A 24,605-nucleotide genomic window follows, 5' to 3' on the forward strand; every position below is an offset into this window, starting at 1 on the left:
ATGTTCTGCAATGACGACTGGGGATTTTTTATTCCCAAAGCGTAGAAGTTATCGGGCTATTTTCCAGTTTCTTTAAGGAAAAACAGACTTGGCTCGACACGGGCGCCGGTCAGGTTGACCGAGAAATGCAAGTGCGGACCGGTAACTCGACCGGTTGCACCAACCCGGCCAATCAGCTCGCCCGTCTCCAGCTGCTGACCTTCGCGGACATTTATGACATTTAGATGACAGAACAATGACAGCAGGCCGCCGCCATGATCGACAATGACCGTGTTGCCATTGAAATAGAAATCGCCGGTGACGACTACCTTCCCGGCCAGTGGTGCCACCACTTCCGCATTCAGCGGCGCACCAATATCCAGACCACTATGCGGATTGCGGCTCTGGCCGTTGAACACACGGCGCAATCCAAAGGCACTGGTTTCCGGCCCTTCGGCGGGTTTGCGCATCACCAGACTGGATGGCAATGGCTCGGAAAAGCGGGCGAAGGCTGTACGCATCAACGCCGATTCGCGCGCAATGCGTTGCTGCACTTCCAGCGGCGGCTCGACGTATTTCGGTTCCACTTTCAGTGTTTGCGTTGGATAGGCTTTGTCAGCAACGCTGAATTGCAGTACCGATGCCCCATCTTTATCGGTCAAGGCATGGTTGCCCGGAGTCAATGACAACGGCAAACCGACGACAGCCAACCAACGTTGTTGATGGCTCAGTATCAGCACCGGTTGTTGCTGAAAACGCAAGTCCGGTTTGTGTTGACTGGCTGGCGCGATATCGAGCACGGCAACGCCGCCTGGCACCCGGGAGTCTTGTGGTAAACCGCTGGCCTGCAGACAAGTGCCAATCAATAACACGCAGACAGCGGCGAAAGTTTTTGCAGCGTTTTTCATCGAGTTCTCAAAAAATTTCAGGGTTTTCTTGGCCTAACCGCAACGACCTGACTGTCGATCTGGTGCGAGGAAGTCAGCGTTTCGATTCGGGTGCCGACGGAAAGTTTACTGGCATCACGCAAGTAAACGCCGGTTTCAGCAACACGGGTCAACGTATAACCGCGTGCCAGCGTCGCCAGCGGGCTGATTTGATGCAGTTGTTGCACCAGGTTTTTCAATTGCATACGGCGCTGTTGCGATTGTTGCCGATAGTGCTGGTGCAATTGCTGTTGTAATTGATCAAGTTTTTCCCGGCGTTGCAACAGACGCTGACGCGGAGACAGTTGTTGCAACATCGACTGCCAGCGTTGCAGACGTTCGCGGCGCTGCGCAATGGTTTGCAGGCTGGCGCGCTGCAGGCGTTGGCGCAATTCGTCAACGCGCTGTTGATGTCGCTGCAACAGGAATTCCGGTGCCCGTAAACGGGTTTGCAGATGCGCAAGCTGTTGTCGCTTGTGTTGCAGCAATTGCTGCAGCTTGCGTTGGAACTGCTGGGCGATGTGGCCGATTTGCAGCGCCATCGTTTGCTGATCGGTACTCAGTAAAGCAGCACCAGCCGAAGGCGTTGGTGCCCGTTGATCGGCAACAAAATCGGCAATGGTGAAATCGACTTCGTGACCGACAGCGGAAACGATCGGCAGTTGGCTTTCGGTAATTGCCCGCGCCAGTGCCTCATCATTGAAGCTCCATAGATCTTCCAGCGAACCGCCACCACGGGTCAGCAATAGCGCATCGACTTCGTTGCGGCGATTGGCTGTCGCCAGTGCGTCAATCAGTGTTTGTGCTGCCTCTTTGCCTTGTACCATAGCCGGGTAAATAATCACTCGCACTTGCGGTGCGCGCTTTTTCAATACCGACAGCACATCATGCAAGGCGGCGCCGGTCGGCGAGGTGATAACGCCAAGCGTTTGCACAAAAGCCGGCAACGGTTTTTTCCGTTCCTCATCGAACAGACCCTCCGCCTGCAGCTTGTGCTTCAGCATTTCAAACTGCTGCTGCAAAGCGCCGAAGCCAGCCGGTTCGAGGTATTCGCCAATCAACTGAAAATCACCACGCGGTTCATACAGCGAGACGCGGGCCCGGATCAACACCTTGTCGCCGTCTTTCGGTCGGTAGGACAGCAGTTGATTGCGGTTGCGGAACAGCGCGCAGCGCACCTGGGCCTGGCTGTCTTTCAGCGAGAAATACCAGTGACCGGAGCCGGGGCTGCTGAAATTGGAAATTTCGCCCTCGAGCCAAATAAGCCCAAATTCGCCTTCCAGCAGGCGGCGGGCGCGGCTCATTAATTCACCGACGGTCAGGACTTGGCGTTGTTGCATTGCTGGCTTGGTGTCTCTTTGGCGGCATTGAGGCCGGTTGCGGGTGGAGCGGATGGACCATATTTTGTGTTGCAGTGCGGTTCACGTTCAAGATTTTGGCAGGTATAATCCCGCTTTGCTCTACCGCGAGGTTTTAGCTCCATTATGCGTATCGTTGGCGAAGCACTGACTTTTGACGATGTACTGTTGGTGCCGGCTCACTCCACTGTACTTCCCCACCAAGCCGATTTGCAAACCCGATTGACCCGGGAAATCACCCTGAATATCCCGCTGGTGTCCGCCGCGATGGACACCGTTTCCGAAGCGCGCCTCGCTATTGCGCTGGCCCAGGAAGGCGGCATCAGCTTCATTCACAAGAACCTGCCGCCGGAATTGCAGGCCGCGCATGTGCGCAAGGTCAAGAAATTCGAAAGCGGCGTCGTCAACGATCCGATCACGGTCACGCCAAGCACGACGCTGGCCGAGTTGAAGCGCATCACCGAGCAGAACGGTATTTCCGGTGTGCCGGTCGTCGAAGGCCCGAACCTGGTCGGTATCGTCACCAGTCGCGACACCCGCTTTGAAACCGATTTGAACCAGCCGGTCTCGAATGTCATGACCCCGAAAGAGCGGCTGGTCACGGTGCAGGAAGGCACCGACATCAAGACCGCGCTCGGCGTCATGCACAAACACCGCATCGAAAAGGTGCTGGTCGTGAATGGCCAGTTCCACTTGAAAGGCCTGATCACGGTCAAGGACGTACAGAAATCCACTGATAAGCCAAATGCCTGCAAAGACGCGTTTGGTCATCTGCGCGTCGGTGCGGCCGTCGGTACAGGCTCCGATACCGATCAGCGCGTTGAGTTGCTGGTCAATGCCGGTGCGGACATCATTCTGGTCGACACCTCGCATGGTCATTCGCAAGGCGTGCTCGACCGGGTGCGCATGGTCAAGAAAAAATACCCAGGCGTGCAGGTCATCGGCGGTAACGTCGCTACGGCCGCCGGCGCCATGGCGCTGGTTGATGCTGGCGCTGATGGCGTCAAAATCGGTATCGGACCCGGCTCGATTTGCACAACGCGTATCGTTACCGGTGTCGGCGTGCCGCAGATCACCGCCGTCGCCAGTGCTGCCGAAGCGCTGAAAGACATCGGCGTTCCGCTGATTGCCGATGGCGGCATCCGTTTCTCAGGCGATATGTGCAAGGCGCTGGTCGCCGGAGCTCATAGCGTCATGGTTGGTTCATTGCTGGCCGGTACCGAAGAGGCGCCGGGCGAGGTTGAGCTCTACCAAGGTCGCTCCTACAAGAGCTATCGCGGCATGGGCTCGCTCGGTGCGATGGCGCAGCGCAATGGCTCTGCCGACCGTTATTTCCAGGGCACGAACGATGCCGAGAAGCTGGTGCCGGAAGGTATCGAAGGCCGGGTGCCGTACAAGGGCTCGCTGGTTGCCATCGTTCATCAGATGATGGGGGGCCTGCGCTCCTGCATGGGCTTGACCGGTTGCAAGGACATCGAGACCCTGCGTAGCAAGGCCGAGTTCGTCAAAGTGACATCCGCCGGCATGCGCGAAAGCCATGTTCACGATGTGCAAATCGTCAAAGAAGCCCCGAACTACCGGGTCGACTGACAACGAGTGAAGTTTTTGATGGGACTGCTGAGCAGTCCCGTTTTTATTTTCAGGTTGGCAACCGTGTTGCGGCGTATCAATCAGCTTAGCTTTGCTGTGCTATATGCGGTAACAAGCCAAACGTTTTTCGCAGGCTCCACATTGGAACCCGCCATCTTCAACCGCTTTTTTAAGGTTTGATCATGAGCCAAGACATTCACGCTCACCGCATCCTGATTCTGGATTTCGGCAGTCAGTACACGCAATTGATTGCCCGCCGCATTCGTGAAATCGGCGTTTACTGCGAACTCTGGCCCTGGGATGCCGAAGAAAAAGCCATCCGCGAATTTGCCCCGAACGGCATCGTGTTGTCCGGTGGCCCCGAGTCCGTTACTGAAAGCTGGACGCCGCGCGCCGCCAGTGTCGTGTTTGAACTCGGCGTACCGGTGCTCGGCATTTGCTACGGCATGCAGACGATGGCGCAACAGCTCGGTGGTCGCGTCGAAGGCGGTGGCAAACGCGAATTCGGTTACGCCTCGGTTCGTGTCGTCGGCGATTGCGATTTGCTGCATAACATTGAAGACAAAATCAACGAGAGTGGTCGCGGCGAACTCGATGTCTGGATGAGTCATGGTGACAAAGTCGTGGAAGCACCACCGGCTTTTGAAATCATCGCTGAAACCGACAACTGTGCAATTGTCGGCATGGCCGACGAAGGCCGCCGTTTCTATGGTTTGCAATTTCATCCGGAAGTGACCCACACCCATCAGGGCATGCGCATACTCGAACGCTTTGTTCGCGACATCTGCGGCTGCGAAAAGAACTGGACTTCCAGCAATATCATCGAAGAAGCGGTTAGAAATATCCGTGCCCAGGTCGGCAGTGATGAAGTGATTCTCGGCTTGTCCGGCGGTGTCGATTCTTCTGTTGTGGCGGTGTTGTTGCATCAAGCCATTGGCAAACAGCTGACTTGCGTATTCGTCGATCACGGTCTGCTGCGTTTGCACGAAGGCGATCAGGTCATGGCGATGTTTGCTGAACACCTCGGCATCAAAGTCATTCGCGTTGATGCCGAAGATCGTTTTCTGTCGGCGCTTGCGGGCGTTGCCGATCCGGAACAAAAACGCAAAATCATCGGCAAGTTGTTTGTCGATGTCTTCCAGGAAGAATCACAGAAACTGACCAGCGCCAAATGGCTGGCGCAAGGCACCATTTATCCGGATGTGATCGAATCGGCCGGCGCCAAAAGCGGCAAGGCGCATGTGATCAAATCACACCACAACGTCGGTGGCCTGCCGAAAGACATGAAAATGCAGTTGGTTGAGCCGCTGCGCGAATTGTTCAAAGACGAAGTGCGCAAAATCGGTTTGGAACTCGGCTTGCCTTACAACATGCTCTACCGCCATCCGTTCCCGGGACCGGGTCTGGGCGTGCGCGTGCTCGGTGAAGTGAAAAAAGAATACTGCGATCTGCTGCGTAAAGCCGATGCCATTTTCATCGACGAGCTGCGCAAAGCCGATTGGTATGACAAAACTTCACAAGCCTTTGCCGTGTTCCTGCCAGTTAAATCCGTCGGTGTCATGGGCGACGGCCGCAAATACGATTACGTTGTCGCCATTCGTGCCGTGCAAACGATCGATTTCATGACCGCGAAATGGGCGCACCTGCCTTACGAATTGCTGGAAACCATTTCCAATCGCATCATCAACGAGATCCCAGGCATTTCTCGCGTCGTTTACGATGTCTCCGGCAAGCCGCCAGCAACGATTGAGTGGGAATAAGATTTCGTCATGGCAGTCATTGATATCACGGACCGCGAAGGCAAATTGCTGGAGCCGGAGTGGTTGGCAAAAGCGGAAAGCGTGCATCGGCAATTGCGTCCGCATTTGCCGGTCGATTATGTCGGTACGATGCGAAGGGTGTTCGTTGGCGGTGGCCGTATGGCCGTTGCCGCTGAACAGCAGCAGGTGCATGGCGTCGCCGTATGGCGCTGCTATGAAAACACCGTCAACGGTTTGTTTCTGTATGTCGATGATCTGATTACCGATGAATCGCTGCGTTCACGCGGTGTCGGCAAACAATTGCTCGATCATTGTCGCGCTATCGCCCGTCATCTCGGGTGCAACGTCTTTGCGCTCGATAGCGGCACACAGCGTACCCAGGCCCACAAGTTTTATTTCCGCGAACAGATGCATATTTCGGCGTTTCACTTTATTGAAGAGCTGAAGTAAATCGGCGATGACTGACGTCGATATCGATTTGCCATTCATGCAACGCGCGCTGCAATTGGCGCGCGAGGCCGAGGCGATAGGCGAAGTGCCGGTTGGCGCGCTGCTCGTCGCCGATGGCCAGGTAATTGGCGAAGGCTATAACCAGCCAATCCGCATGAATGATCCTACCGCTCATGCCGAAATCATCGCGTTGCGCGCTGCCGCCAAGCATCGTGGTAACTACCGGCTCAATGATTGCACACTGTATGTGACCCTTGAGCCCTGTCCGATGTGTGCCGGTGCATTACTGCAGGCGCGAGTCAAACGGGTAGTGTTCGCCGCCCATGACAAACGGGCCGGGGCCGGCGGCAGTGTGTTGCAGGTGTTGCGGCATCCACAGCTCAATCATATTTGTCAGTTGACGCCGGGCGTGTTGGCCGACGAAGCGCAGCAACTGCTGACCCAGTTTTTTCAGAACAAACGTCGCTAACTGGCGCGACGGTAGTGATAGCAGCGGTTGCGCCGATTACTTAGGAAAGATGCTGAATGCAACAAATTTCCTTGATGGGTTTTGAACCGGCCAAACCTGCCACCGATCGCTTGTTTTTGGCGTTGTTTCCACCAGCGGATGTCGCGGCGAATATTTCCTCGCAATTGCATCGAGTGTGTGAGTCTTCTGGCATCAATGGTCGCGCTGTCCGCACCGAGCGGCTACATTTGACGTTGCATCACGTCGGCGATTTTCCCGGTTTACCGGCGGAAACCCTGCGCCAGGCTATCAGTGCTGGAGAGATTCTGGCAGCATCACCGGTTGAAGTCATGCTGGATAAAGTCAGCTGCTTTGACAGCAATCCGCGCAAGCCGATGCTGGTGCTGACCGGTGGCGATAATGAAGCGCTACGTGGCTTGCAACAGCAATTGCTGCGCTGCCTTGCTCGCTATCTTCCGCGTTTCAAACCATCGACGAATTTCACGCCGCATGTGACGATACTCTACGGCGATCCGGCGCAAGGCTGTATGCGTCATGCTGAACAAACCATTGAGCCCATTCGTTGGCAAGCAACTGAGTTTGTATTGGTACACAGCTTGCTCGGTAAAACCGTGCATCGCCATCTGGCGCGCTGGCCATTGCAAAACTGACTCGGTGTCAAACCGGTAAACGTATCGTTACCCGCAAGCCACCTTGATCGCGATTGGCAAAACTCAGTTTGCCGTTATGCGCTTCGATGATCTCCCGCACCAAGGCCAAGCCCAAACCGGTACCGCTGCGTTTGGTCGAATAAAACGGCACCAGAGCATTGGCCAGCACCGTGTCGCTCATACCGCTACCGCGATCGATGATATCAATACGCCAGTGATTGCCCTGGCGTTGCAGGCTGAGTTTGATTTCATCATCCGGCGAGCCAGATTCCTGGGCATTTTTCAGCAGGTTCAACAGGGCTTGCGAGAGTTGCGCCGGATCGAATGAGGCTTCACTGTCCGGCAGTTCGCCATCAAGCTGAAAGGCTGATTGTTGTTGTAATCCCGTGATAAACGCCGGCCAGCGGATACTTTCTTTTTTCGGGTTCGGCAGTTTGGCGAACTGGGCGTAACCGAGAATAAAACGTTCGAGGTGCCGTGCGCGTTCAGCGACGGTTTCAAATATCGCATCCAATCGTTGATATTGCTGCCGGCGCACCAGTTCTTGGCCGGAGTGGGCGAGTGATGCGATCGGCGCCAAGGCATTGTTCAGTTCATGACTGATCACGCGTATGACCTTTTTCCAGGTTTGCACTTCCTGACGACGCAACTCAGCGGTCAACTGGCGAATCAAGATCAGCGTATGGGGGCGACCATTCAATTGAAAGGCGCGCTGGCTGAGCAGAAAAATTTCTTCGTTGTCGTCGATATTGACGGTGAAAATGCCATCGCCATTCTGCCGGAATGCTTCCTGAAACGCCTCGTTGCTGCGGGCAAGCAAATCGTTCAGCGCGATGCCTTCCAGTCGATGACCTTGATTCAATAATTGTCGCGCCGAATTATTGGCGTAGACAAAATGACCGTTGCTGCCGACCAGTGCCATCGCCACTGGGGTGTTCTGTACCATGGTGTCGAGCAGCAGTTCGCGCTGCACCAGTTGCAGGCGCTGCTCGCGCAGCGTTTGACCCAGCGCGTTGTGGGCATCGATCAACTGGCGCAGTTCATCATCGTAAGACCAATGTATGCCGAAGCTGTAATCGTGGTCGCGATAGCTGGTCACTGTCCCTGCCAGTGCACGAAACAACGAATGTATTGGCTGCAGAATGCGACGGCCTAACCAATACGCAACCGGTGCGGAAGCGAGCAGTAACAGCGGCAACGTGAGAGCCAATGGCCATGGCAACTGCATCAGCGCGACGGTCAACAGCGAAATGAACGCAGCAAATAACCACAGGCGCCAGAACAGGCGCCTGACAAGCGTGCGTCGAATCAGTTTTTGTTGGGTCGTGGCGTGTGACGGCAAGAGAAAAATGGTCCGTAGGCGTTTCAACGGATTCTAAGCGCTGGATTCTCTGCTGTATATGTGTGGGAATCAGTCGCGTTGAATGTCAAAGCGCTCCATGCGCCGATACAGCGCCTGGCGTGACAACCCCAAGCTTGATGCAGCACGACTGACGACGCCATTGGCTTGTGCCAAGGCTTGCTCGATGGTGGTCTTGTCCGGTTCATTGTCGCTGCTGCGCACGGCGGCGTTCAACGCACTCAAGCCCAAGTCTGCGGCGGAAATTGGTTGCTCCGGATTCAGCAGGCAGGCACGTTGGATGCTGTTTTTCAGTTCGCGAACATTACCGGGCCAGGTGTGTTTCAACAGCGCTTTGCGTGCCGAATCATCAAAGCGTCGACCGTTTGGTAAAAAGTTTTCAGCCAGTGGCAGGATATCGCCGGGCCGCTCGGCTAACGGCGGTAGATACACTTCAATGGCGTTCAAACGGTAATACAAATCCTCGCGGAACTGCCCGGCCTGAATCATCTGCGGCAAATCGGCGTTAGTGGCGCTGATGATGCGCACTTTTACCTGTTGCTCGCGATTGGAGCCGAGGCGGGCAAAGCGGCCGGTTTCCAATACTCGCAGCAATTTGATTTGACCGGATAGCGGCAGGTTACCGATCTCATCAAGAAAAAGCGTGCCGCCGTCGGCGGCGGCGAATTTGCCTTCGCGTGCCTTGTTGGCACCGGTGTAGGCGCCGGCTTCCGCACCGAATAATTCGGCTTCGATCAATTCGTTTGGCAGCGCGCCACAATTGATGCTAATGAAAGGACCGGACTTTACCGAAGAATTGGCTTGAATCACTTCAGCAATGCGTTCCTTGCCGGCGCCATTGGGGCCGGTAATCAACACCGGCACGTCGGCTTTGGCAATCTGCGTCGCCAGCGTCAGCACCCGTTCAGTGGTTGGATCGGCAAATACAAAACCGCGTAAATCAAAGCGAGTGCGCAATTCGTGTTGCCGTCTTCTGTCGGCGCGATTGCGTTCAGTCAGCTCGCGTGTGCTTTGGCTGAGTTCCAGCAGGTTTTCCACTGTCGCGAGCAGCCGATGATCATCCCAGGGTTTGGCCAGGTAATCGGCAGCGCCGGCTTTGATCAATTCAACGGCGGTTTCCAGATGGGTCCAAGCGGTCAGCAGAATGATCGGCATGTCCGGAAAAGAGGCGCGTATCGAGCGGAACAGTTCCCGGCCTTCATCACCGGAGGTGGTGTCGGCCGAGAAGTTCATGTCCTGAATAATCAGGTCGATGCTGTGATCTTGCAATGCCTGCAAACCGGCGGCAGGCGTGGTTGCCGAAATGGATTCGATATCGTGCAGCGATAGCAGCACATCGAGTGCCATCGACACCGACTCATTGTCATCAATAATCAAAATGGTCGGCATCGACTGCACACTCTCCGGGAATTATTTATACGCTACGGGTTGCTTCGGCGGCGGGTACGCTGGCGCCTTTCCAGGCCGGGCCGAGCACCGCGATAACGCCGAGCGCAACGAGCGTAACGATACCATAGGCGAGCAGCATCAGCGGTAGCCGTGATAACTCCATGACACTGACCAGCACATGGTTCAGCGACAAGGTCAGCCCCACACCAAGCAGAATGCCAAAGCCGCTGATCAATAAATTCTCGGTGATGAAATAGCGCAGAATGTCCTGCTTCATCGCACCGAGCGCACGACGGATACCAATTTGTTTACGGCGTTGATTGACCCACAGCGTTGCCATGCCGACGATACCGCTGGCGGTGATCAGCAGCATCAAACCCGTGACCGTCAGCAGCATATTCGACAGTGCATTTTCTGCGCGATAACGGCTTTCCCGGTACTCATCAATGCCGCGAGTTGACAGCACCACCCTATCATTGCGGAGAGTGCTCAACACATTTTCCGCCTCGGCCATGACCTTGGCGCGATCTTCTGCGGCTGTGCGCACCAGGTATTGGGAATAGCCCTGAAGAAAACGCGCAGGCAGAATCATGGAATATTCGGCTTGTTCACCAACCGGTGCATGTGGGCTTTGCAGTTTTTCGACAATTCCAACAATGGTTAGCGCCGGAGCTTCATCACCCGTGCCCCAATAAATGGTTTTCCCGACAAAACTGCTGGTCTCTGGAAACATTTTCTTCGCGGCGGCCAATGACAGTATGACGCTGTTAAGCTCTGGTAAGCTGCCATCATCCGGGTTGACGTCAATGATTTCGTTCTGATGAAACTCCCGGCCCTCAAGCAGATTCAATCCGAGTGTATCGACTAAGGAGCCGGGAATGATGTACTGCGCGGCGTTCAGCGTTTCGTTGCGTTGTGCGCGGTCGACCGCCAGACCGGTGGTCCAGTCCGATCGTGCCAATGGTGCCTGATTGGTCCAGGTTACTGATTTAACGCCGGGAATCGCGCGCAGCGCCGCCTCATCGGCAAGTTGCATATCCTTGACGTTGGTAATCTCGCGGAATGGCACCACGCGAGTCAAAAACACTTCGTCTTCAATAGCACCGCTTGGCCGTTTGGCCACTTCCAGCCGATCGCCAATGATATACAGCGCGTTGCACAGCACGGCTAGGGTCAGGGCGATTTGCAGGGCAATCAGCAGCGCGCCGGTTTTGTTACGCAGCAGGGCCGACAGGATAGGGCGGCATTCGAGAAACATATTCATTGCGACCACCTTATTGGGATTTCAGTTGCACGGCGGGTTTCACCTGGCAAGCGCGCCAGGTCGGGAGAAGGCCTGATAACAGCGTGGCAAGAATCGCCAGACCAATCGTGGCCAGCAGCATTTCGACATTCATCGTGGCCACCGTTTCCATGCTGCTTGATTGTTGGGCGATCAACGCGAGGCCAGCAAAACTTAAACCCAGGCCGAGTACGCCACCGGCGAGGCCAATGACACCGGTTTCAATCAGGAATTGAGTGAAGATATCGCGGCGATTGGCGCCGAGCGCGCGGCGCACACCGATTTCTCCGGCGCGGGCGCTGTATTTGGCCAGCATCAAACCGACGGCGTTAACCAGACAGACCAGCAGAAAGCCGATCGCCAGAATGGATTGCAGCTTGCTGTCCTTGCCTATCACTTCGCGTTCTTCCAGCCATTCCATGACATCGTAGGTTTGGAAGCTGATTGGACGCTGATAGCGACCAAGTTTTTTCTGCTCGGTGATGTAGTTGTGCAGATAATCATTCAACGCCGCACGCGACTGATGTGGTCCAAGTTCGAACCAGAATTGAATCCAGGTGCACTCTGATTGCAGAAAGCCTTCAAAGCCATCACCAGAGCGTGGGCCGTTGCATTGCACTGAGCCATTGTTGCGATACTCTTGGGCCAGCGCTGCTTTTAGCGGTATGAACATCGACTCAATTTCGCCGTAGGTGGCTTTACCAGAGATCAATCGGTAATAGCGCGGCAACGGTTGCCAATCATCAATGACGCCGACCACACGATACTGGCGATCATTGGCGTTAAAAAATCGACCGATTGGATCGTCACTTTTAAACAAGCGCTCGCTCATGGATTTGCTCAACACCGCGACCGGTGTGCCATTGGCATCTTCGTCCACAGTCCACGAACTGCCATGCAGAAACGGCACGTTGAACATCGGGAAGAAATCGGCGGTGACGGCCAATCCGTCGGTAAAAAAGTTTGGTAGCTCTTTGCGGTCACTTTCAATGATCGAGGCAATGCCGTAAATCGCCGTTTGTCGTAGTGCGTATTTCTGTTGCAGCAAATTATTAGCGTCGATATAGCTGATTTGTATTGGCGGTTCTTCGCCTTCGATATAGCTTTCCAATTGGCCGTTATCAAGCAGTGGCACGACCAACCGTTCACTTTTCTCCGGAATCGGATTACCGGACATCATGTACAGCACGGTCAGCGTCGACATGCTGGCGGCGATACCGATGGCAATGGTCAGGATCATCAATCCGGTCAGAATCGGGTTACGGCGCAGCCGCTTGAACCCCAGTCGAACATAGTAGGCGAACATCGGCATCACTCCGTGGCCGCGGCCGGTGCGCCGGCTTTGTTGTGGCTGAAACTTTGCAGCAGGCTGGCGGCTTCTTCGGCGATATCGATGACCTGGCCATCGACGAAATGGACATTGCGCTGGGCGCGCGCGGCCAGCTCGTTATCGTGAGTAACCATGACAATCGTTGTGCCTTGCGCATTGATTTCCTCCAGCAACTCCATGATGCCGCGCGCCATCGTGCTGTCGAGGTTGCCAGTCGGTTCGTCGGCGAGCAGCAGGCGTGGCGTACCGGCCAGCGCGCGAGCAATGGCGACGCGTTGTTGCTGGCCACCGGAGAGTTCCGCCGGGTAATGATTGATGCGAGAAAGCAGGCCAACGCGCAGCAGTGCGTCTTCAATACGTTTCTTGCGTTCGGCGGCCGAATAGCCGCGATAGCGCAACGGCACATCGACGTTGTCAAACAGATTCAAATCCGGGATCAGGTTGTAACCCTGGAAAACAAAACCGATTTTTTCGTTGCGCAGACGTGAGCGCTCGTTGTCGTTCAAGCCGCGCACGTCGACGCCGTCGAGCCAGTATTCGCCGCTGCTCAGCTCTTCCAGCATGCCGGCGATATTCAGGAACGTGGTTTTACCGGAACCGGACGGACCGGTGACGGCAACGAACTCGCCTTCCTTGACGTGAATGTTGATACCGCGCAGCGCATGCGTTTCGATCATCTGGGTGCGGTACACCTTGCTCAAGTTATTCATTTTCAGCATGACAGTTTCCTTAAGTTTCTCAGTTCAATTGAATTCGTTCGGCGCGCTCAAAATTCTCGGTGCCGGAAATGACAATGCGTTCGTTTTCTTTCAGGCCTTCGATAATCTCGACGGCGTTGACACTGGTGGCGCCCAGGGTAACCGGCCGACGCATGGCGGTATTGCCTTCGACGACATAGGCAAAGCGGCCGCCATCGGCTTCGACAAATGGACCGCGCTGCACCAGCAACACATTCGGTTTTTCCTCGAACAGAATGCGCGCGCTGACGCGCTGGTTCTGACGGATGCCGACCTGGCTTTCATTGTCGAGACGCACGCGCACCAGCACCTGGTTGTCGGTCACTTCCGGTGAAATCGCCAGGATGCGGCCATTGGCCTGGGCGTTGCCGAGCTGCACTTCGACCTGCATATCAAGGCCCAGATCTTCGGCGTAGGATTCCGGCACGGACAGCTCGACATCGAGCCGGCTCAAATCGACCAGCGTCATGATCGGCGAATTGATTGGCAACACCGCACGGTCGGCGATGGCGACGCTGCCAACGATGCCGTTGAATGGCGCGCGCAGTTTCAGCTCGTCGACGCGGCGCATCAGGTTTTGCACCACCAGCGTTTGCCGGGCCACTTCCTGCTTGCGGGTAGCAAGTTCAAACTCGACGCTTTGTGCTTCCAATTCCGCTTCCTTGGCAGCGTGTTGATCGCGAATGCTTGCGCTTTTCACGGCGTCTTCCCGCTCCAGGCAATCGAGTTTGGCGATCACTTGCGCGGCACAAGCGGAAGCAATGCGTTGCCAATCGCGTTCGGCAGCAAGCAAGGCCAGCGAGGCTTCATCGGCCTCTTTTACTGCGGCCAGTTTCAGCCGCTCGGCTTCGATTTTTTGCCGCGAGAATTCCGAGCTCAAACGCTGTAGCGTCGATTGTTCGCGTTGCAGCTCATTGGTCAGTTCCGGTGAATCGAGTTCGGCCAAGACGTCGCCTTGCTGGACGGTGTCGCCGGCACGGTGTTTCAGCGTCACGGTGCCAGTGGCGCTGGCATACAGCGTCGCGCTATCGGCGGCGACGACGCGGCCGTTGACGTTGACATCGCGAATCAACAAACCACGTTGCACATCGGCAAAACGCAGACGATCGCTGTTGATCGAAAAGGCGCTGGTGGACCAGTGGGCGACGCCGAACACCACCAGCGCCAGCAAGCCGCCGCCGAGCGCGCCGTAGCGCAAGGGTGGGCGTTGATACCAGGCCGGCTTTTTCATGATCACGCGGTCAGTTTGGGAAGTGTCTTTAATCATCGGGTTCCGTACAGATGACGTGGTTGGTATTGGAATAGTTTGCGTAGAGCACTAAGCGTGCCAAATATTAAGTGATTGATTTTGCTTGAATTGTTTTCGGATAAAAGTGTCCGCGGACACTTTTGCGCTGAGGCCGGACAGTGTCCGGTCACGGACAATTGATTAGTGCCTGTTTACCTTTGCCACGCCATAGCGTTGCCGCCCAGAAAAGCGCCAGGCAAGGCGCGAGGAGAGAAGTTTGTTCGACACATCCCTGTGTCTCACCCCTCCGGGGCTGAAGCTCAAAAACGCTCCCGGCGTTTTTGTGGTTATTCCAAATGAACGACGAGCAACGCGGCATGGCGCATTTCTGGGCGCAACCCGAAGGGACGGGCCGCCCGTTGCGCATTGCGGCGTCATTCGTCGCTCATGTACGTCAAGTACACCACGCTCCTCATTCCTGCGCCCCACAGGGAAGTGGGAAGTGTCGCAAGCGCGTCAGGAACGCGCGCGACCACTGCGCCACGGGCAGCTCCGTCGCAGCGGTGTGGTAAAGATAAACAGGCCCTAGAACGGGGAGTAGGGGAGCCGCTTTCGCGAACGCGAAAACGGCGTTGGGAATTGGGAGGAGGGTTTTTGGTAGCGCTGCGATCAGTTCATCACGGTCAGCACGCCGCTTTGCTCTTCCGATTGTGCCAGCATGGTTTCGGCGTTGTCTTCATCGAGGATGCTCGGTACACGCGGCTTCAACGGAATGCCGGCGATGCGGCGCAATTGTTCGGCGTCGGGCAAATCTTCGAGCCAGCGCAGCGTCGCGTAGTAGCGCTGAATATTGTGTACATAGGTGACCGGCTCATCGCCACGGGCATAACCGCGTTTGGTTTTCGGATAGATGTTCGGGTCACGCAGCTTCGGCAGATGCTTGGCAACATCGGCCCAGTTGTCCGGGTCATCGCCGGCACGCTGGGTCAGAATGCGCGCATCTTCCAAATGGCCAAAGCCGATGTTGTAAGCGGCGAGCGTGAACCAGGTGCGATCCGGCTCCTGAATTCGGCCCGGGATCTTGTCGTGCATCAGTCGGAAATATTCGGCTCCGCCGCGAATGCTCTGGGCTGGATCATTGCGATTCTCGACGCCAAGTTCAGCGGCGGTATCCTGGGTCAGCATCATGACGCCGCGCACACCGGTCGGCGACACGGCGCGGGTGCGCCAATGCGATTCCTGATAGGCAATCGCGGCCAGCAAACGCCAGTCCAGATCATTGCCGGCTGCGCGGACAAAATGCGTACGCAAGCTCGGCAAGCGTTGTAACACGCCATCCATGAACAGACGCGCATGCAAATAGTCGTTCGATTCCAGAGGCTCAAGAGCACGAGCAATCAAATCAGCAATCTGGCCAGAATAGAGGCGTTGCTGCACGAATTCCTGCACTTTCAAATACAGTTCATCGTTGCGGGTGTCGACCGCCCAGTGCCAGGCTTCTGGTTCACCGACCGGGAAACCGGCCATCAGTTCGGGAAAAATATTGCGCTTGATCGCGTAAATCGGCGATGGCGCCAACGTGAACTCGACCGTTTCGTCGATCACTTCGCTCATCAGGCTGCCGTAATTCTGTGCCGATTCGTTCCAGGTCAGCGCCGGGTCTTTGAATTTTTCGGCAATCAATAACTCGGCAACACGGCTACCGGCCGGTACCCGCAATTGGCCATTCAATTCGTTCAAATTGCGTGGACGAACCACGCTGTTCTTGTGCACGAGGTAGTAATTGACTGACATATAGGCATCAGTCAACGCCAGTCCGTTCATGACCGGACTGGTTCCAGGCACCGCCAGCGCGATATCAACTTGGCCGCTTTGCAGTAGCATCGGCACTTGTTCGAGCCGATCAAACGGCAATAGCGACAGCTTGACGCCGAGTTCGTCGGCGAGCTCATGCGCCAAACTCAGTTCGACGGAAGCATCAATATCGTGTGACGGCGGGATCAAGTCTGCTGGAATCGCGACCCGCAGTGTTTGGCGCTGTTGGATCTGCGCCGGGGAGATGGTTTCGGCCGGTTGTTGCCACTGCCACCAGCATCCCGCGATTGTCGCCACCAGCAGAGTCATTCCACCCAGGCGACGGGCAATTTTTTTGAAACTCAAGATTGCACATCCTGCGTAACCACCACTCGGCCGCTTGGTCCTTAACCGGCTTTTGGTGAAAATTTGCGCGAATTGTGGACGCGAACCGGGCCTTTTTCAAGTTTTGGGTCAAAAAAGGTAAATATTTCATAGACATACTGGCACGTTATTTTCAATTTTCTGGCCCAGTTCGGAGCCGATGAAACGACCATTATTAGCCATCGGGGTAGTATCGCCACGCCCCAGAACTGGTAGTGGTTATTCACCATTACCCCAATATCTGGGCACAAAGCGGGGAATATTTGGATAAAGCAGGGAAACCGTGGTTTTCCGGCTTTTTATGGCGGAAAAATGCCATTTTGTCGATGAAAAAGAGGAGTGACAGGCTTCTTACTCATGACAAAGCAGATTCTTGACATCTTAAAAAACATGCATATAAGTTGCAGCAAATAGGGTAGTTGGGATCTCAACAAGGAGTGTTCACATGCGAAGCAATAAAAGTTTCGTCTGTTACTTGGTCTTAAGTTTTCTGTCACTGATGCCTGTTCAGTCATTGGCGGAGGAATCTTCTCCAGCGCTTGCTCATTCTTCACTACATGCTCCCCAACTATCGGCCGAATTTTTGCGTGCCCCACCGATTCGAGCCGTACGTCCCAGTCTGAGAGTCAAATTCTACAACCCGAAGCAGGGTCTGTATGCAGGGTACGAAAGCCCCAATGGCAAACGCATTCTTTTCCGGGCCAAGTCGCTACCAAATGGTGTAGTACTCGCCGCAGCCTTTCATTTAGTAGCAAAAAGAAACCCACGTGCTGTGCACGTGGTCATCGCCTAACCGGCTACGCCTGTTAGAGCGCCTGCCCATGCAAGTACCTTCTGGGTGTTGTCCCCACAACACATCAGAAGGAAACAAGCATGAGCAGGTTTATAAGAGCGTCGCATGTCATATGGCATTGTCAATACCATATTGCCTGGACGCCAAAGTATCGGTTTCGGATATTGAAAGGGCCGATAGCAAAAGAGATTCATCAATGTGTGATGCTCTTTTGTTTGAGGCTAGGCTGTCAGGTAGTTGAATTAAATGTGCAGGTCGATCATGTGCACTTACTGGTGAAGATTCCGCCAAAGACATCGGTATCAGAGCTGATGGGAGTCCTGAAAGGCCGCACTGCGATACGGATATTCAGTGAATTTCCGTACTTAAGGAAGAAGCCGTATTGGGGCAATCATTTCTGGGCGAAAGGATATTGCGCCGATACGGTCGGCCTGAACGCAGAGATGATTCAGAAGTACGTGAAATATCAGGAAAAGCAGGAACAACATCAGCAGCAGTTGGAGTTTGCACGGAACAGCGAGCCTTCTCAGAAGGGTCGCTAGGTGTGCCCCCTTATAGGGGGCAGAAGGCAAGACCACGTTCTATGAGCGTGGTCGTTTACACGAAGCCTCGCAGACGGTTAAACCGTTGGTGGCGCCTGCTTGGGGAGTAAACTCGGAAACAGGAGAGAAAACCGTAAATATGCTGATTGACGGTGTTGATGTCCGAGAGGTCTTGCTGCAACAAACTCGTAACCCGATACCCAGCACAGCATATCAGCGATTAAAGGATTTCCAGCGCGGCGATACCGGCAAGGCGTTTAGCGATGGTGTGCTGGCGCTCTATGTATTACTCGAATCCTTTGAAACTTCTCCCGAGCAGGCGAAACTGAAGGCGACGTTTGGCGCCATGCGGATGGCTGCCGAGCTTGCTACCGGCCACTACACCGGATTCGATCATGTCGACCAACTGCTTGGTGTCGAGCGCGCCAGCGAGCTGCGTCAGGCGTGTGCGAAAGGTCAATGTCAATATCGCGGCAGACAATTCATGATTCAGAACTCTGGCCTTTTCGACATGCTGAGTACACAGGGAAAACCAATCAAAATAGGTGATAGCTCAACGGAATTTTGTCAGAAATCATCAGCGAGAGAAGTGCAAACAACTCCGACGGCCTCAAGCGCACAGGAGTCCTCTACAGATGGTGACTGCCATGGATGTTGTGGTCCGCAATGTTGGGGGTGTACTGGGATTTGGACTGATGAGTGTTGGGGGCATGACTCGTGTGTTAGAGACCATGGCCATTTGGCGTGTTTGTTCGATTCACCAGTCGGCAACTCGCTGGTCGACGCAATCGGCAGCTTTTTGGGCGCAATCGGTGAATTAATCGGAGATTTGTTTGGTTTTGTTGCTGGTGGCGGAGGTTGTGATACGTTTATAGTTTGTGGTCCAGACGACTGGGAGGATTTTACTGACCCTCTGTAACTCCTGATCATTGCCTAAGCCGTAACGGGAGTTCCCCCGGCTCTGCCGGGGTGGCAGCAGCAGTTTGACAATTACTGGAGTCCATAACGGAAACTCCGAAACGTGAGCCGCCAAGCAACACGAATCGGAGAAACCGAAATGGACGAGTTTGAAAGCCTAAGCCACTCAAAGTGGGAGTGCAAATACCATGTAGTATTTATTCCGAAGTGCCGTCGAAGGACGCTGTATAAGCAACTGCGACCGCATCTCGGAGAGATATTCCATAAACTGGCCGCGCGGAAGGAATGCCGGATCGAAGAGGGGCATGTGATGCCAGATCATGTGCATATGCTGATTTCGATACCACCGAAACATGCGGTGTCGCAGGTAGTGGGTTTTATCAAGGGAAAGAGCGCCATACATCTAGCGCGAGTATATGGAGAACGAAAGCAAAATTTTATCGGTCAACCCTTTTGGGCGAGGGGGTACTTCGTTTCGACAGTGGGGCGAGACGAAGAGACAATTCGAGAGTACATCCGGAACCAGGAAAAAGAGGATGAGCGCCTCGAACAAATGAAGCTGTGGAGTTGAGAGGCCACCGTCAAGGTGGCAGAAAATACGCGGGGCCGCGTTAGCGACCCCGAACAAGCCGCTTCGAGCGGCTCACAAATTTAAAGCCCCCGGCTTTGCCGGGGGATATTTACTCTGAATTGAAACGATCTATTCAACTTTTCATGGTTTTGTCCGGGAGTAATACTAATGAGATTTTTTGGCCTTTTGTTTATCGCAATAGCAGCGCTATTGTGCGGGTGTAGTAGTCTCGGTGCCACCGTTGTCGACTTCCGAGTGAGGATGGACATTAGCTACCATTCTTCGGGCGAAATTGCTTCAGGCTTTGATACCGGTAAGGTCTCTGAAATGCAGAAGCATCCTAAATCACTCGAAGCTTTCGCGGATCTTAAATATCAGGATAGTTTGCTATCTTGGGTCATTTCCGTCGATAACATTATCATTGACAATCTAGTTCAGAATCTATCGGACAAGCTTCTGATTTTACACTGGGATCAGGCGCTATTATCCTCCAGTCATCAACCGGATGACACGCTTCTGCGAAGTTATGGTTCCAGCGTCGCTGGGGAAGTTTTGGGGCCGAAGGGCTATGTGCCGAAGAATGAAGACCGATTGCATAAATTGATACCTTTGCATTTGTCTCCAGGCCAAAAAGCAAATGTCGACTTTAATCCTAAACTCACCGAACTTTTTAACAGCGGCCGTCTGTTTGGTGTTCGCTACGAGCCGGGCAAAACAACCTTGATTGAGAGCGGTATCGGCAACTGGTTATTAATCAAGCTGCCGGTTGATTGGGGAGGGCAACCGTTAACTATGCACATCAAATTGACGGCGTTAGACGCGAAGGCACGGATTTCATATTTCTGATTTCAGATTAAGGTCATCCTCGACTTGGCTACTTTAGGGCCCAATGCCCTTTTTTGCTGTTCAGTAATATTCTTTCACGAAGACTTATCAAATGCCCCACTTGGTCATTCTTTGTTCAATGGAGTGTTTCATTCCGGAAGGGAGCCGCTTTTAGTGCTGAGCTAAGCTTGGGTTTTCCGGCTTTTTATGGCTGAAAAATGCCATTTTGCGCTATCATATCGGCCCTTCTATTCCCTTCCGCCCTACGAGTCTTTTCCATGCTGACATTGCGTGGCGCTCCCGCCCTTTCGCCGTTCCGTCAAGCCAAACTGCTGCAATCCGCCAAGACACTCGTGCCAACTGTGCAAGGCATTTACGCCGAGTACATGCACTTCGTCGATCTGGCGGCTGAATTGACGGCCGATGAGCGCCAGGTGCTGGATCAGCTGTTGAGCTATGGTCCGACATTGCCTCAGCAATCGACCGAAGGCACGCTGGTGCTGGTAACGCCGCGGCCGGGCACCATTTCGCCGTGGTCGTCGAAGGCGACCGATATCGCCGCCAATTGCGGCCTGAGCAAGATTCGCCGCATTGAGCGCGGCATTGCCTATTACCTGAAAACCAGCGAAGCGCTGAACGAAAGCCAATTGAGCAATGCCGGTGCCGTGCTGTTCGACCGGATGACGCAAGTGAGTTTCCATACGCTGGAAGCGGCCGAAGCGCTGTTTGCCAGCCACCAACCGAAACCATTCACGACCGTTGATGTCATCGGTCAGGGGCGCAAAGCACTGGAACTTGCCAATCGCGAACTCGGCCTGGCGCTGGCGGAAGACGAAGTCGATTATCTTGTTGCCCGTTTCACTGAATTGCAACGCAATCCGACTGACGTTGAGTTGATGATGTTCGCACAGGCCAACAGCGAACATTGCCGGCACAAAATTTTCAACGCTTCGTGGACTATCGATGGTGCCGAGCAGGAGCTGTCGCTGTTCAAGATGATCAAAAACACCTACGCCTGCAACAGCGAAGGCGTGTTGAGTGCCTACAAAGATAATGCCGCGGTCATGGCAGGCTTTGATGCCGATCGATTCATGACCAATGTTGAAACCGGCGAATACCGTTTTGTGCACGAACCCGTGCACATTCTGATGAAAGTCGAAACCCACAATCACCCGACAGCAATTTCCCCGTACCCGGGCGCCTCGACTGGTGCCGGTGGCGAAATTCGTGACGAAGGCGCGACCGGCCGCGGCGCCAAACCAAAGGCCGGCTTGACCGGTTTCACCGTTTCCAATTTGCGTATTCCCGGTTACGAACAACCCTGGGAGCAGAACAATTATGGCAAGCCGTTCCGCATCGTTTCGGCGCTCGACATCATGCTCGAAGGCCCGATTGGCGGCGCCGCGTTCAACAACGAATTTGGCCGCCCGAATCTGAACGGTTATTTCCGCAGTTTCGAACAGGCGATTCCGGTTGGCGACAACGTCGAAGTGCGCGGTTATCACAAGCCGATCATGATCGCTGGCGGCCTCGGTAACATCCGTGCCGATCATGTGCAAAAAGGTGTCATGCAACCGGGCGATCACATTATCGTGCTTGGTGGTCCGTCGATGCTGATCGGCTTGGGCGGTGGCGCGGCCTCGTCGATGGCCTCTGGCGCCTCTGCAGCGGATTTGGATTTTGCCTCGGTACAACGCGACAACGCCGAGATGGAGCGTCGCTGTCAGGAAGTCATTGATCGCTGCTGGGCGCTTGGCGACAACAACCCGATTCGTTCGATTCACGACGTCGGCGCTGGTGGAATTTCCAATGCGCTGCCGGAACTGGTCAACGACAGCGAACTCGGTGCGCGTTTTGAATTGCGCGCCGTGCCAAACGCCGAGCCAGGCATGTCGCCGGTCGAGATTTGGTGTAACGAAGCGCAGGAACGTTATGTGCTGGCGATTCCGCCTGAAAAGCTGTCGGTATTCGAAGCGCTGTGCAAACGCGAGCGCGCGCCGTTTGCTGTGCTTGGTCAGGCCACCAAAGAGCGCCATTTGCACCTGAATGACAAAGCCTTCAACAACGCGCCAATCGATATTCCGATGGACGTGTTATTCGGCAAGCCACCGCGCATGCATCGCGAAGCGAAAACCCGCGAATTGTCCTTGCCGGTGGTTGACATCAAGGCGTCGGTCAAAGAAATGGCCGAGCGTGTGTTGGCGCATCCAACCGTTGCCGATAAATCGTTTTTGATCACCATCGGCGATCGCACGATTACCGGCTTGGTTGCTCGCGATCAAATGGTCGGCCCCTGGCAGGTGCCCGTCGCCGATTGCGCCGTCACCTTGAGTGCATTGAGCGGTTACACCGGCGAAGCAATGGCGATGGGTGAGCGCACGCCGGTCGCGGTCATTGACGCCGCCGCGTCGGCCCGCATGGCCGTCGCCGAATCGATCACCAATATTGCGGCGGCCCGCATCAAGAAAATCAGCGACATTCGCCTGTCGGCCAACTGGATGGCAGCTGCTGGCGCCGAAGGTGAAGACGCCAATTTGTATGCCGCCGTCAAAGCCGTTGGCATGGAGCTTTGCCCGGCCCTTGGCATCACCATTCCGGTCGGCAAAGATTCGATGTCGATGCGCACGGTATGGAATGAAGGCGAGCAGAAAAAATCGGTGACGGCGCCGCTCAGTTTGATCATCACCGCGTTTGCGCCGGTGCTCGATGCCCGCCAATCACTGACCCCACAACTGGTTGAACTCGATAGCGAAACCCGTTTGCTGTTTATCGATTTGGCTCATGGCAAACAACGCCTCGGCGCCTCGATTCTGGCTACGTGCTTCGAGCAAATCGGCAACGATGCGCCGGATGTCGAAGACGCCGAATTGCTGAAAAATTTCTTCAACGCCATTCAACAACTGAACGATGAAGGCAAGCTGCTTGCCTATCACGATCGCAGTGATGGCGGTTTGCTGGCAACCTTAACTGAGATGGCGTTTGCCGGCCATTGTGGTATCGACATCGATATCAGTGCGCTTGGTGCCAACGCGATGTCGGCGTTGTTCAACGAAGAACTCGGGGCGGTTATCCAAGTGCGCGTCAGCGAACTGCCGCAGATTGGTGTCACGTTGCGTCAGCATGGCTTGACCAGCGTCGACATCGGCAAACCCTTGTCGTTGCGCCAAGTCCGCATTCAGCACGAAGGCAAAACCCTGCTCAGCGAACCGACGATGGCGCTGAAGAAAATCTGGTCGCGGGTTTCCTACGAAATGCAAAAGCTGCGCGACAATCCGCTTTGCGCCGAACAGGAATACGTCAGCAAAACTGACGACAACAATCCGGGCCTGACGCCAAAACTGACGTTCAAACCGGAACAGGATATTGCTACGCCATTTATCAATACCGGCGTCAAGCCTCGCGTTGCGATTCTGCGCGAGCAGGGCGTCAATGGTCAGCTGGAAATGGCAGCGGTGTTCATGCGTGCCGGCTTCAGGTCAGTCGATGTGCATATGAGCGATATTCTCAGCGGTCGCGTTTCCCTGAAGGATTTCACCGGCTTGGTTGCCTGCGGCGGCTTTTCCTATGGTGACGTGCTTGGTGCCGGTGGCGGCTGGGCCAAGAACGTGTTGTTCCATCCGGAAACCCGTGATGAATTCGCGGCGTTTTTCGCCCGGGAAAACACTTTCTCACTCGGCGTCTGCAATGGCTGCCAGATGATGTCGCAATTGAAAGCCATGATCCCTGGCGCCGAACATTTCCCGCGTTTTGTTCGCAACGCTTCCGAACAATTCGAAGGTCGTCTAGCGATGCTCGGTTTGGAAAAATCGCCGAGCCTGTTCTTCAGTGATATGGAAGGCTCGCATCTGCCGGTTGCCGTTGCCCACGGCGAAGGCCGGGTGGAAGCAACGGACGATGCGCTGGCCAATCTGCAGGCCAGTGGTCTGGTCGCGGCGCGTTGGGTCGATAACCACGGCAAGGTTGCCGAGCATTACCCGGCCAACCCGAATGGCGCACCGCATGGCATCGCTGCCGTGACCACACGCGATGGTCGCGTGACGATCATGATGCCGCATCCGGAGCGCGTTTTCCGCACAGTGCAGCACTCCTGGGCGCCAGCCGAGTGGGGTGAAGACGGGCCGTGGCTGCGCATGTTCCGCAATGCCCGCAAGGCAGTGGATTAAAAACGGAAACAAACTTTTTTCAGGGGGCGTTAAGCCCCCTTATTTTTCACCGTTGATTTTTCTGGTTCCGGTGTCATATTGGAGGCTTCACCGTCGCCGGAACTGAT

19 protein-coding genes are annotated in these 24,605 nt (G+C 55.0%); 10 read left to right on the plus strand and 9 right to left on the minus strand.

Annotation, left to right across the window (positions count from 1 at the left end; translation table 11 throughout):
* Positions 1-56: 56 nt before the first annotated feature.
* Complete coding sequence (locus E2H98_RS16135; protein ID WP_133590699.1) at positions 57-887, minus strand: peptidoglycan DD-metalloendopeptidase family protein; 831 nt, start codon at positions 885-887, stop codon at positions 57-59.
* A gap of 17 nt (positions 888-904) precedes the next feature.
* Positions 905-2,245: an exodeoxyribonuclease VII large subunit gene (xseA, locus tag E2H98_RS16140; RefSeq protein WP_133590701.1), complete on the minus strand. Its 1,341-nt coding sequence runs from the start codon at positions 2,243-2,245 to the stop codon at positions 905-907.
* A 141-nt stretch (positions 2,246-2,386) separates the two neighbouring features.
* On the opposite strand from xseA, the gene guaB reads away from it, so the two are divergent.
* From guaB to thpR, 5 genes are all read left to right on the plus strand, one after another.
* On the plus strand, positions 2,387-3,853 hold the full coding sequence (gene guaB / locus E2H98_RS16145; protein ID WP_133590703.1) for an IMP dehydrogenase: 1,467 nt from the start codon (positions 2,387-2,389) through the stop codon (positions 3,851-3,853).
* Between the two features lie 182 nt (positions 3,854-4,035).
* Positions 4,036-5,613, plus strand: a complete 1,578-nt coding sequence (guaA, locus tag E2H98_RS16150) for a glutamine-hydrolyzing GMP synthase (protein WP_133590705.1) — start codon at positions 4,036-4,038, stop codon at positions 5,611-5,613.
* 9 nt (positions 5,614-5,622) lie between these two features.
* A complete protein-coding gene (locus tag E2H98_RS16155; protein WP_133590707.1) occupies positions 5,623-6,063 on the plus strand; it encodes a GNAT family N-acetyltransferase in 441 nt (146 codons plus the stop codon).
* Between the two features lie 7 nt (positions 6,064-6,070).
* Complete coding sequence (gene tadA, locus E2H98_RS16160; protein ID WP_198325153.1) at positions 6,071-6,532, plus strand: tRNA adenosine(34) deaminase TadA; 462 nt, start codon at positions 6,071-6,073, stop codon at positions 6,530-6,532.
* A gap of 56 nt (positions 6,533-6,588) precedes the next feature.
* Positions 6,589-7,182, plus strand: coding sequence for an RNA 2',3'-cyclic phosphodiesterase (thpR, locus tag E2H98_RS16165; protein WP_133590709.1), 594 nt, complete (start codon positions 6,589-6,591; stop codon positions 7,180-7,182).
* Between the two features lie 7 nt (positions 7,183-7,189).
* Here the strand turns inward: thpR and E2H98_RS16170 are convergent, their stop codons facing one another.
* The 7 genes from E2H98_RS16170 to mltF form a co-directional block, all read right to left on the minus strand.
* Complete coding sequence (locus tag E2H98_RS16170; RefSeq protein ID WP_198325154.1) at positions 7,190-8,524, minus strand: sensor histidine kinase; 1,335 nt, start codon at positions 8,522-8,524, stop codon at positions 7,190-7,192.
* A 69-nt stretch (positions 8,525-8,593) separates the two neighbouring features.
* Positions 8,594-9,931: a sigma-54-dependent transcriptional regulator gene (locus E2H98_RS16175; protein ID WP_133590711.1), complete on the minus strand. Its 1,338-nt coding sequence runs from the start codon at positions 9,929-9,931 to the stop codon at positions 8,594-8,596.
* Between the two features lie 25 nt (positions 9,932-9,956).
* Positions 9,957-11,195: an ABC transporter permease gene (locus E2H98_RS16180; protein ID WP_198325155.1), complete on the minus strand. Its 1,239-nt coding sequence runs from the start codon at positions 11,193-11,195 to the stop codon at positions 9,957-9,959.
* 10 nt (positions 11,196-11,205) lie between these two features.
* Complete coding sequence (locus E2H98_RS16185) at positions 11,206-12,519, minus strand: ABC transporter permease (protein WP_133590713.1); 1,314 nt, start codon at positions 12,517-12,519, stop codon at positions 11,206-11,208.
* 5 nt (positions 12,520-12,524) lie between these two features.
* Entirely contained in the window at positions 12,525-13,262 is a 738-nt protein-coding gene (locus E2H98_RS16190; RefSeq protein WP_133590715.1) for an ABC transporter ATP-binding protein, read from the minus strand.
* Between the two features lie 19 nt (positions 13,263-13,281).
* A complete protein-coding gene (locus tag E2H98_RS16195) occupies positions 13,282-14,547 on the minus strand; it encodes an efflux RND transporter periplasmic adaptor subunit (RefSeq protein ID WP_133590717.1) in 1,266 nt (421 codons plus the stop codon).
* Between the two features lie 630 nt (positions 14,548-15,177).
* Positions 15,178-16,668: a membrane-bound lytic murein transglycosylase MltF gene (gene mltF / locus E2H98_RS16200; protein ID WP_133590719.1), complete on the minus strand. Its 1,491-nt coding sequence runs from the start codon at positions 16,666-16,668 to the stop codon at positions 15,178-15,180.
* 891 nt (positions 16,669-17,559) lie between these two features.
* Here mltF and tnpA (E2H98_RS16205) point away from each other — a divergent pair.
* From tnpA (E2H98_RS16205) to purL, 5 genes are all read left to right on the plus strand, one after another.
* Entirely contained in the window at positions 17,560-18,021 is a 462-nt protein-coding gene (tnpA, locus tag E2H98_RS16205) for an IS200/IS605 family transposase (RefSeq protein WP_157591420.1), read from the plus strand.
* A gap of 139 nt (positions 18,022-18,160) precedes the next feature.
* The gene (locus E2H98_RS16210; protein ID WP_157591421.1) at positions 18,161-18,940 is read left to right on the plus strand and encodes a hypothetical protein; all 780 of its coding nucleotides are present in this window, start codon (positions 18,161-18,163) and stop codon (positions 18,938-18,940) included.
* Positions 18,941-19,078: 138 nt separating this feature from the next.
* Entirely contained in the window at positions 19,079-19,510 is a 432-nt protein-coding gene (tnpA, locus tag E2H98_RS16215; RefSeq protein ID WP_157591422.1) for an IS200/IS605 family transposase, read from the plus strand.
* A 261-nt stretch (positions 19,511-19,771) separates the two neighbouring features.
* Positions 19,772-20,356, plus strand: coding sequence for a hypothetical protein (locus E2H98_RS16220; protein ID WP_133593245.1), 585 nt, complete (start codon positions 19,772-19,774; stop codon positions 20,354-20,356).
* Positions 20,357-20,613: 257 nt separating this feature from the next.
* A complete protein-coding gene (gene purL, locus E2H98_RS16225) occupies positions 20,614-24,498 on the plus strand; it encodes a phosphoribosylformylglycinamidine synthase (RefSeq protein WP_133593243.1) in 3,885 nt (1,294 codons plus the stop codon).
* The last annotated feature ends 107 nt before the right edge of the window (positions 24,499-24,605 follow it).

It is taken from the genome of Permianibacter aggregans (assembly GCF_009756665.1).
GTDB classification, from domain to species: Bacteria; Pseudomonadota; Gammaproteobacteria; order Enterobacterales; family Permianibacteraceae; genus Permianibacter; species Permianibacter aggregans.

What these genes read in the sequence shown, in the direction of transcription:
- E2H98_RS16135 (WP_133590699.1), bottom strand. Translation starts at nt 887, where the DNA reads ATGAAAAACGCTGCAAAAACTTTCGCCGCTGTCTGCGTGTTATTGATT.
- xseA (WP_133590701.1), bottom strand. Translation starts at nt 2,245, where the DNA reads ATGCAACAACGCCAAGTCCTGACCGTCGGTGAATTAATGAGCCGCGCC.
- guaA (WP_133590705.1), top strand. Translation starts at nt 4,036, where the DNA reads ATGAGCCAAGACATTCACGCTCACCGCATCCTGATTCTGGATTTCGGC.
- E2H98_RS16155 (WP_133590707.1), top strand. Translation starts at nt 5,623, where the DNA reads ATGGCAGTCATTGATATCACGGACCGCGAAGGCAAATTGCTGGAGCCG.
- tadA (WP_198325153.1), top strand. Translation starts at nt 6,071, where the DNA reads ATGACTGACGTCGATATCGATTTGCCATTCATGCAACGCGCGCTGCAA.
- thpR (WP_133590709.1), top strand. Translation starts at nt 6,589, where the DNA reads ATGCAACAAATTTCCTTGATGGGTTTTGAACCGGCCAAACCTGCCACC.
- E2H98_RS16175 (WP_133590711.1), bottom strand. Translation starts at nt 9,931, where the DNA reads ATGCCGACCATTTTGATTATTGATGACAATGAGTCGGTGTCGATGGCA.
- E2H98_RS16180 (WP_198325155.1), bottom strand. Translation starts at nt 11,195, where the DNA reads ATGAATATGTTTCTCGAATGCCGCCCTATCCTGTCGGCCCTGCTGCGT.
- E2H98_RS16185 (WP_133590713.1), bottom strand. Translation starts at nt 12,519, where the DNA reads ATGTTCGCCTACTATGTTCGACTGGGGTTCAAGCGGCTGCGCCGTAAC.
- E2H98_RS16190 (WP_133590715.1), bottom strand. Translation starts at nt 13,262, where the DNA reads ATGCTGAAAATGAATAACTTGAGCAAGGTGTACCGCACCCAGATGATC.
- E2H98_RS16195 (WP_133590717.1), bottom strand. Translation starts at nt 14,547, where the DNA reads ATGATTAAAGACACTTCCCAAACTGACCGCGTGATCATGAAAAAGCCG.
- tnpA (WP_157591420.1), top strand. Translation starts at nt 17,560, where the DNA reads ATGAGCAGGTTTATAAGAGCGTCGCATGTCATATGGCATTGTCAATAC.
- E2H98_RS16210 (WP_157591421.1), top strand. Translation starts at nt 18,161, where the DNA reads ATGCTGATTGACGGTGTTGATGTCCGAGAGGTCTTGCTGCAACAAACT.
- tnpA (WP_157591422.1), top strand. Translation starts at nt 19,079, where the DNA reads ATGGACGAGTTTGAAAGCCTAAGCCACTCAAAGTGGGAGTGCAAATAC.
- E2H98_RS16220 (WP_133593245.1), top strand. Translation starts at nt 19,772, where the DNA reads ATGGACATTAGCTACCATTCTTCGGGCGAAATTGCTTCAGGCTTTGAT.
- purL (WP_133593243.1), top strand. Translation starts at nt 20,614, where the DNA reads ATGCTGACATTGCGTGGCGCTCCCGCCCTTTCGCCGTTCCGTCAAGCC.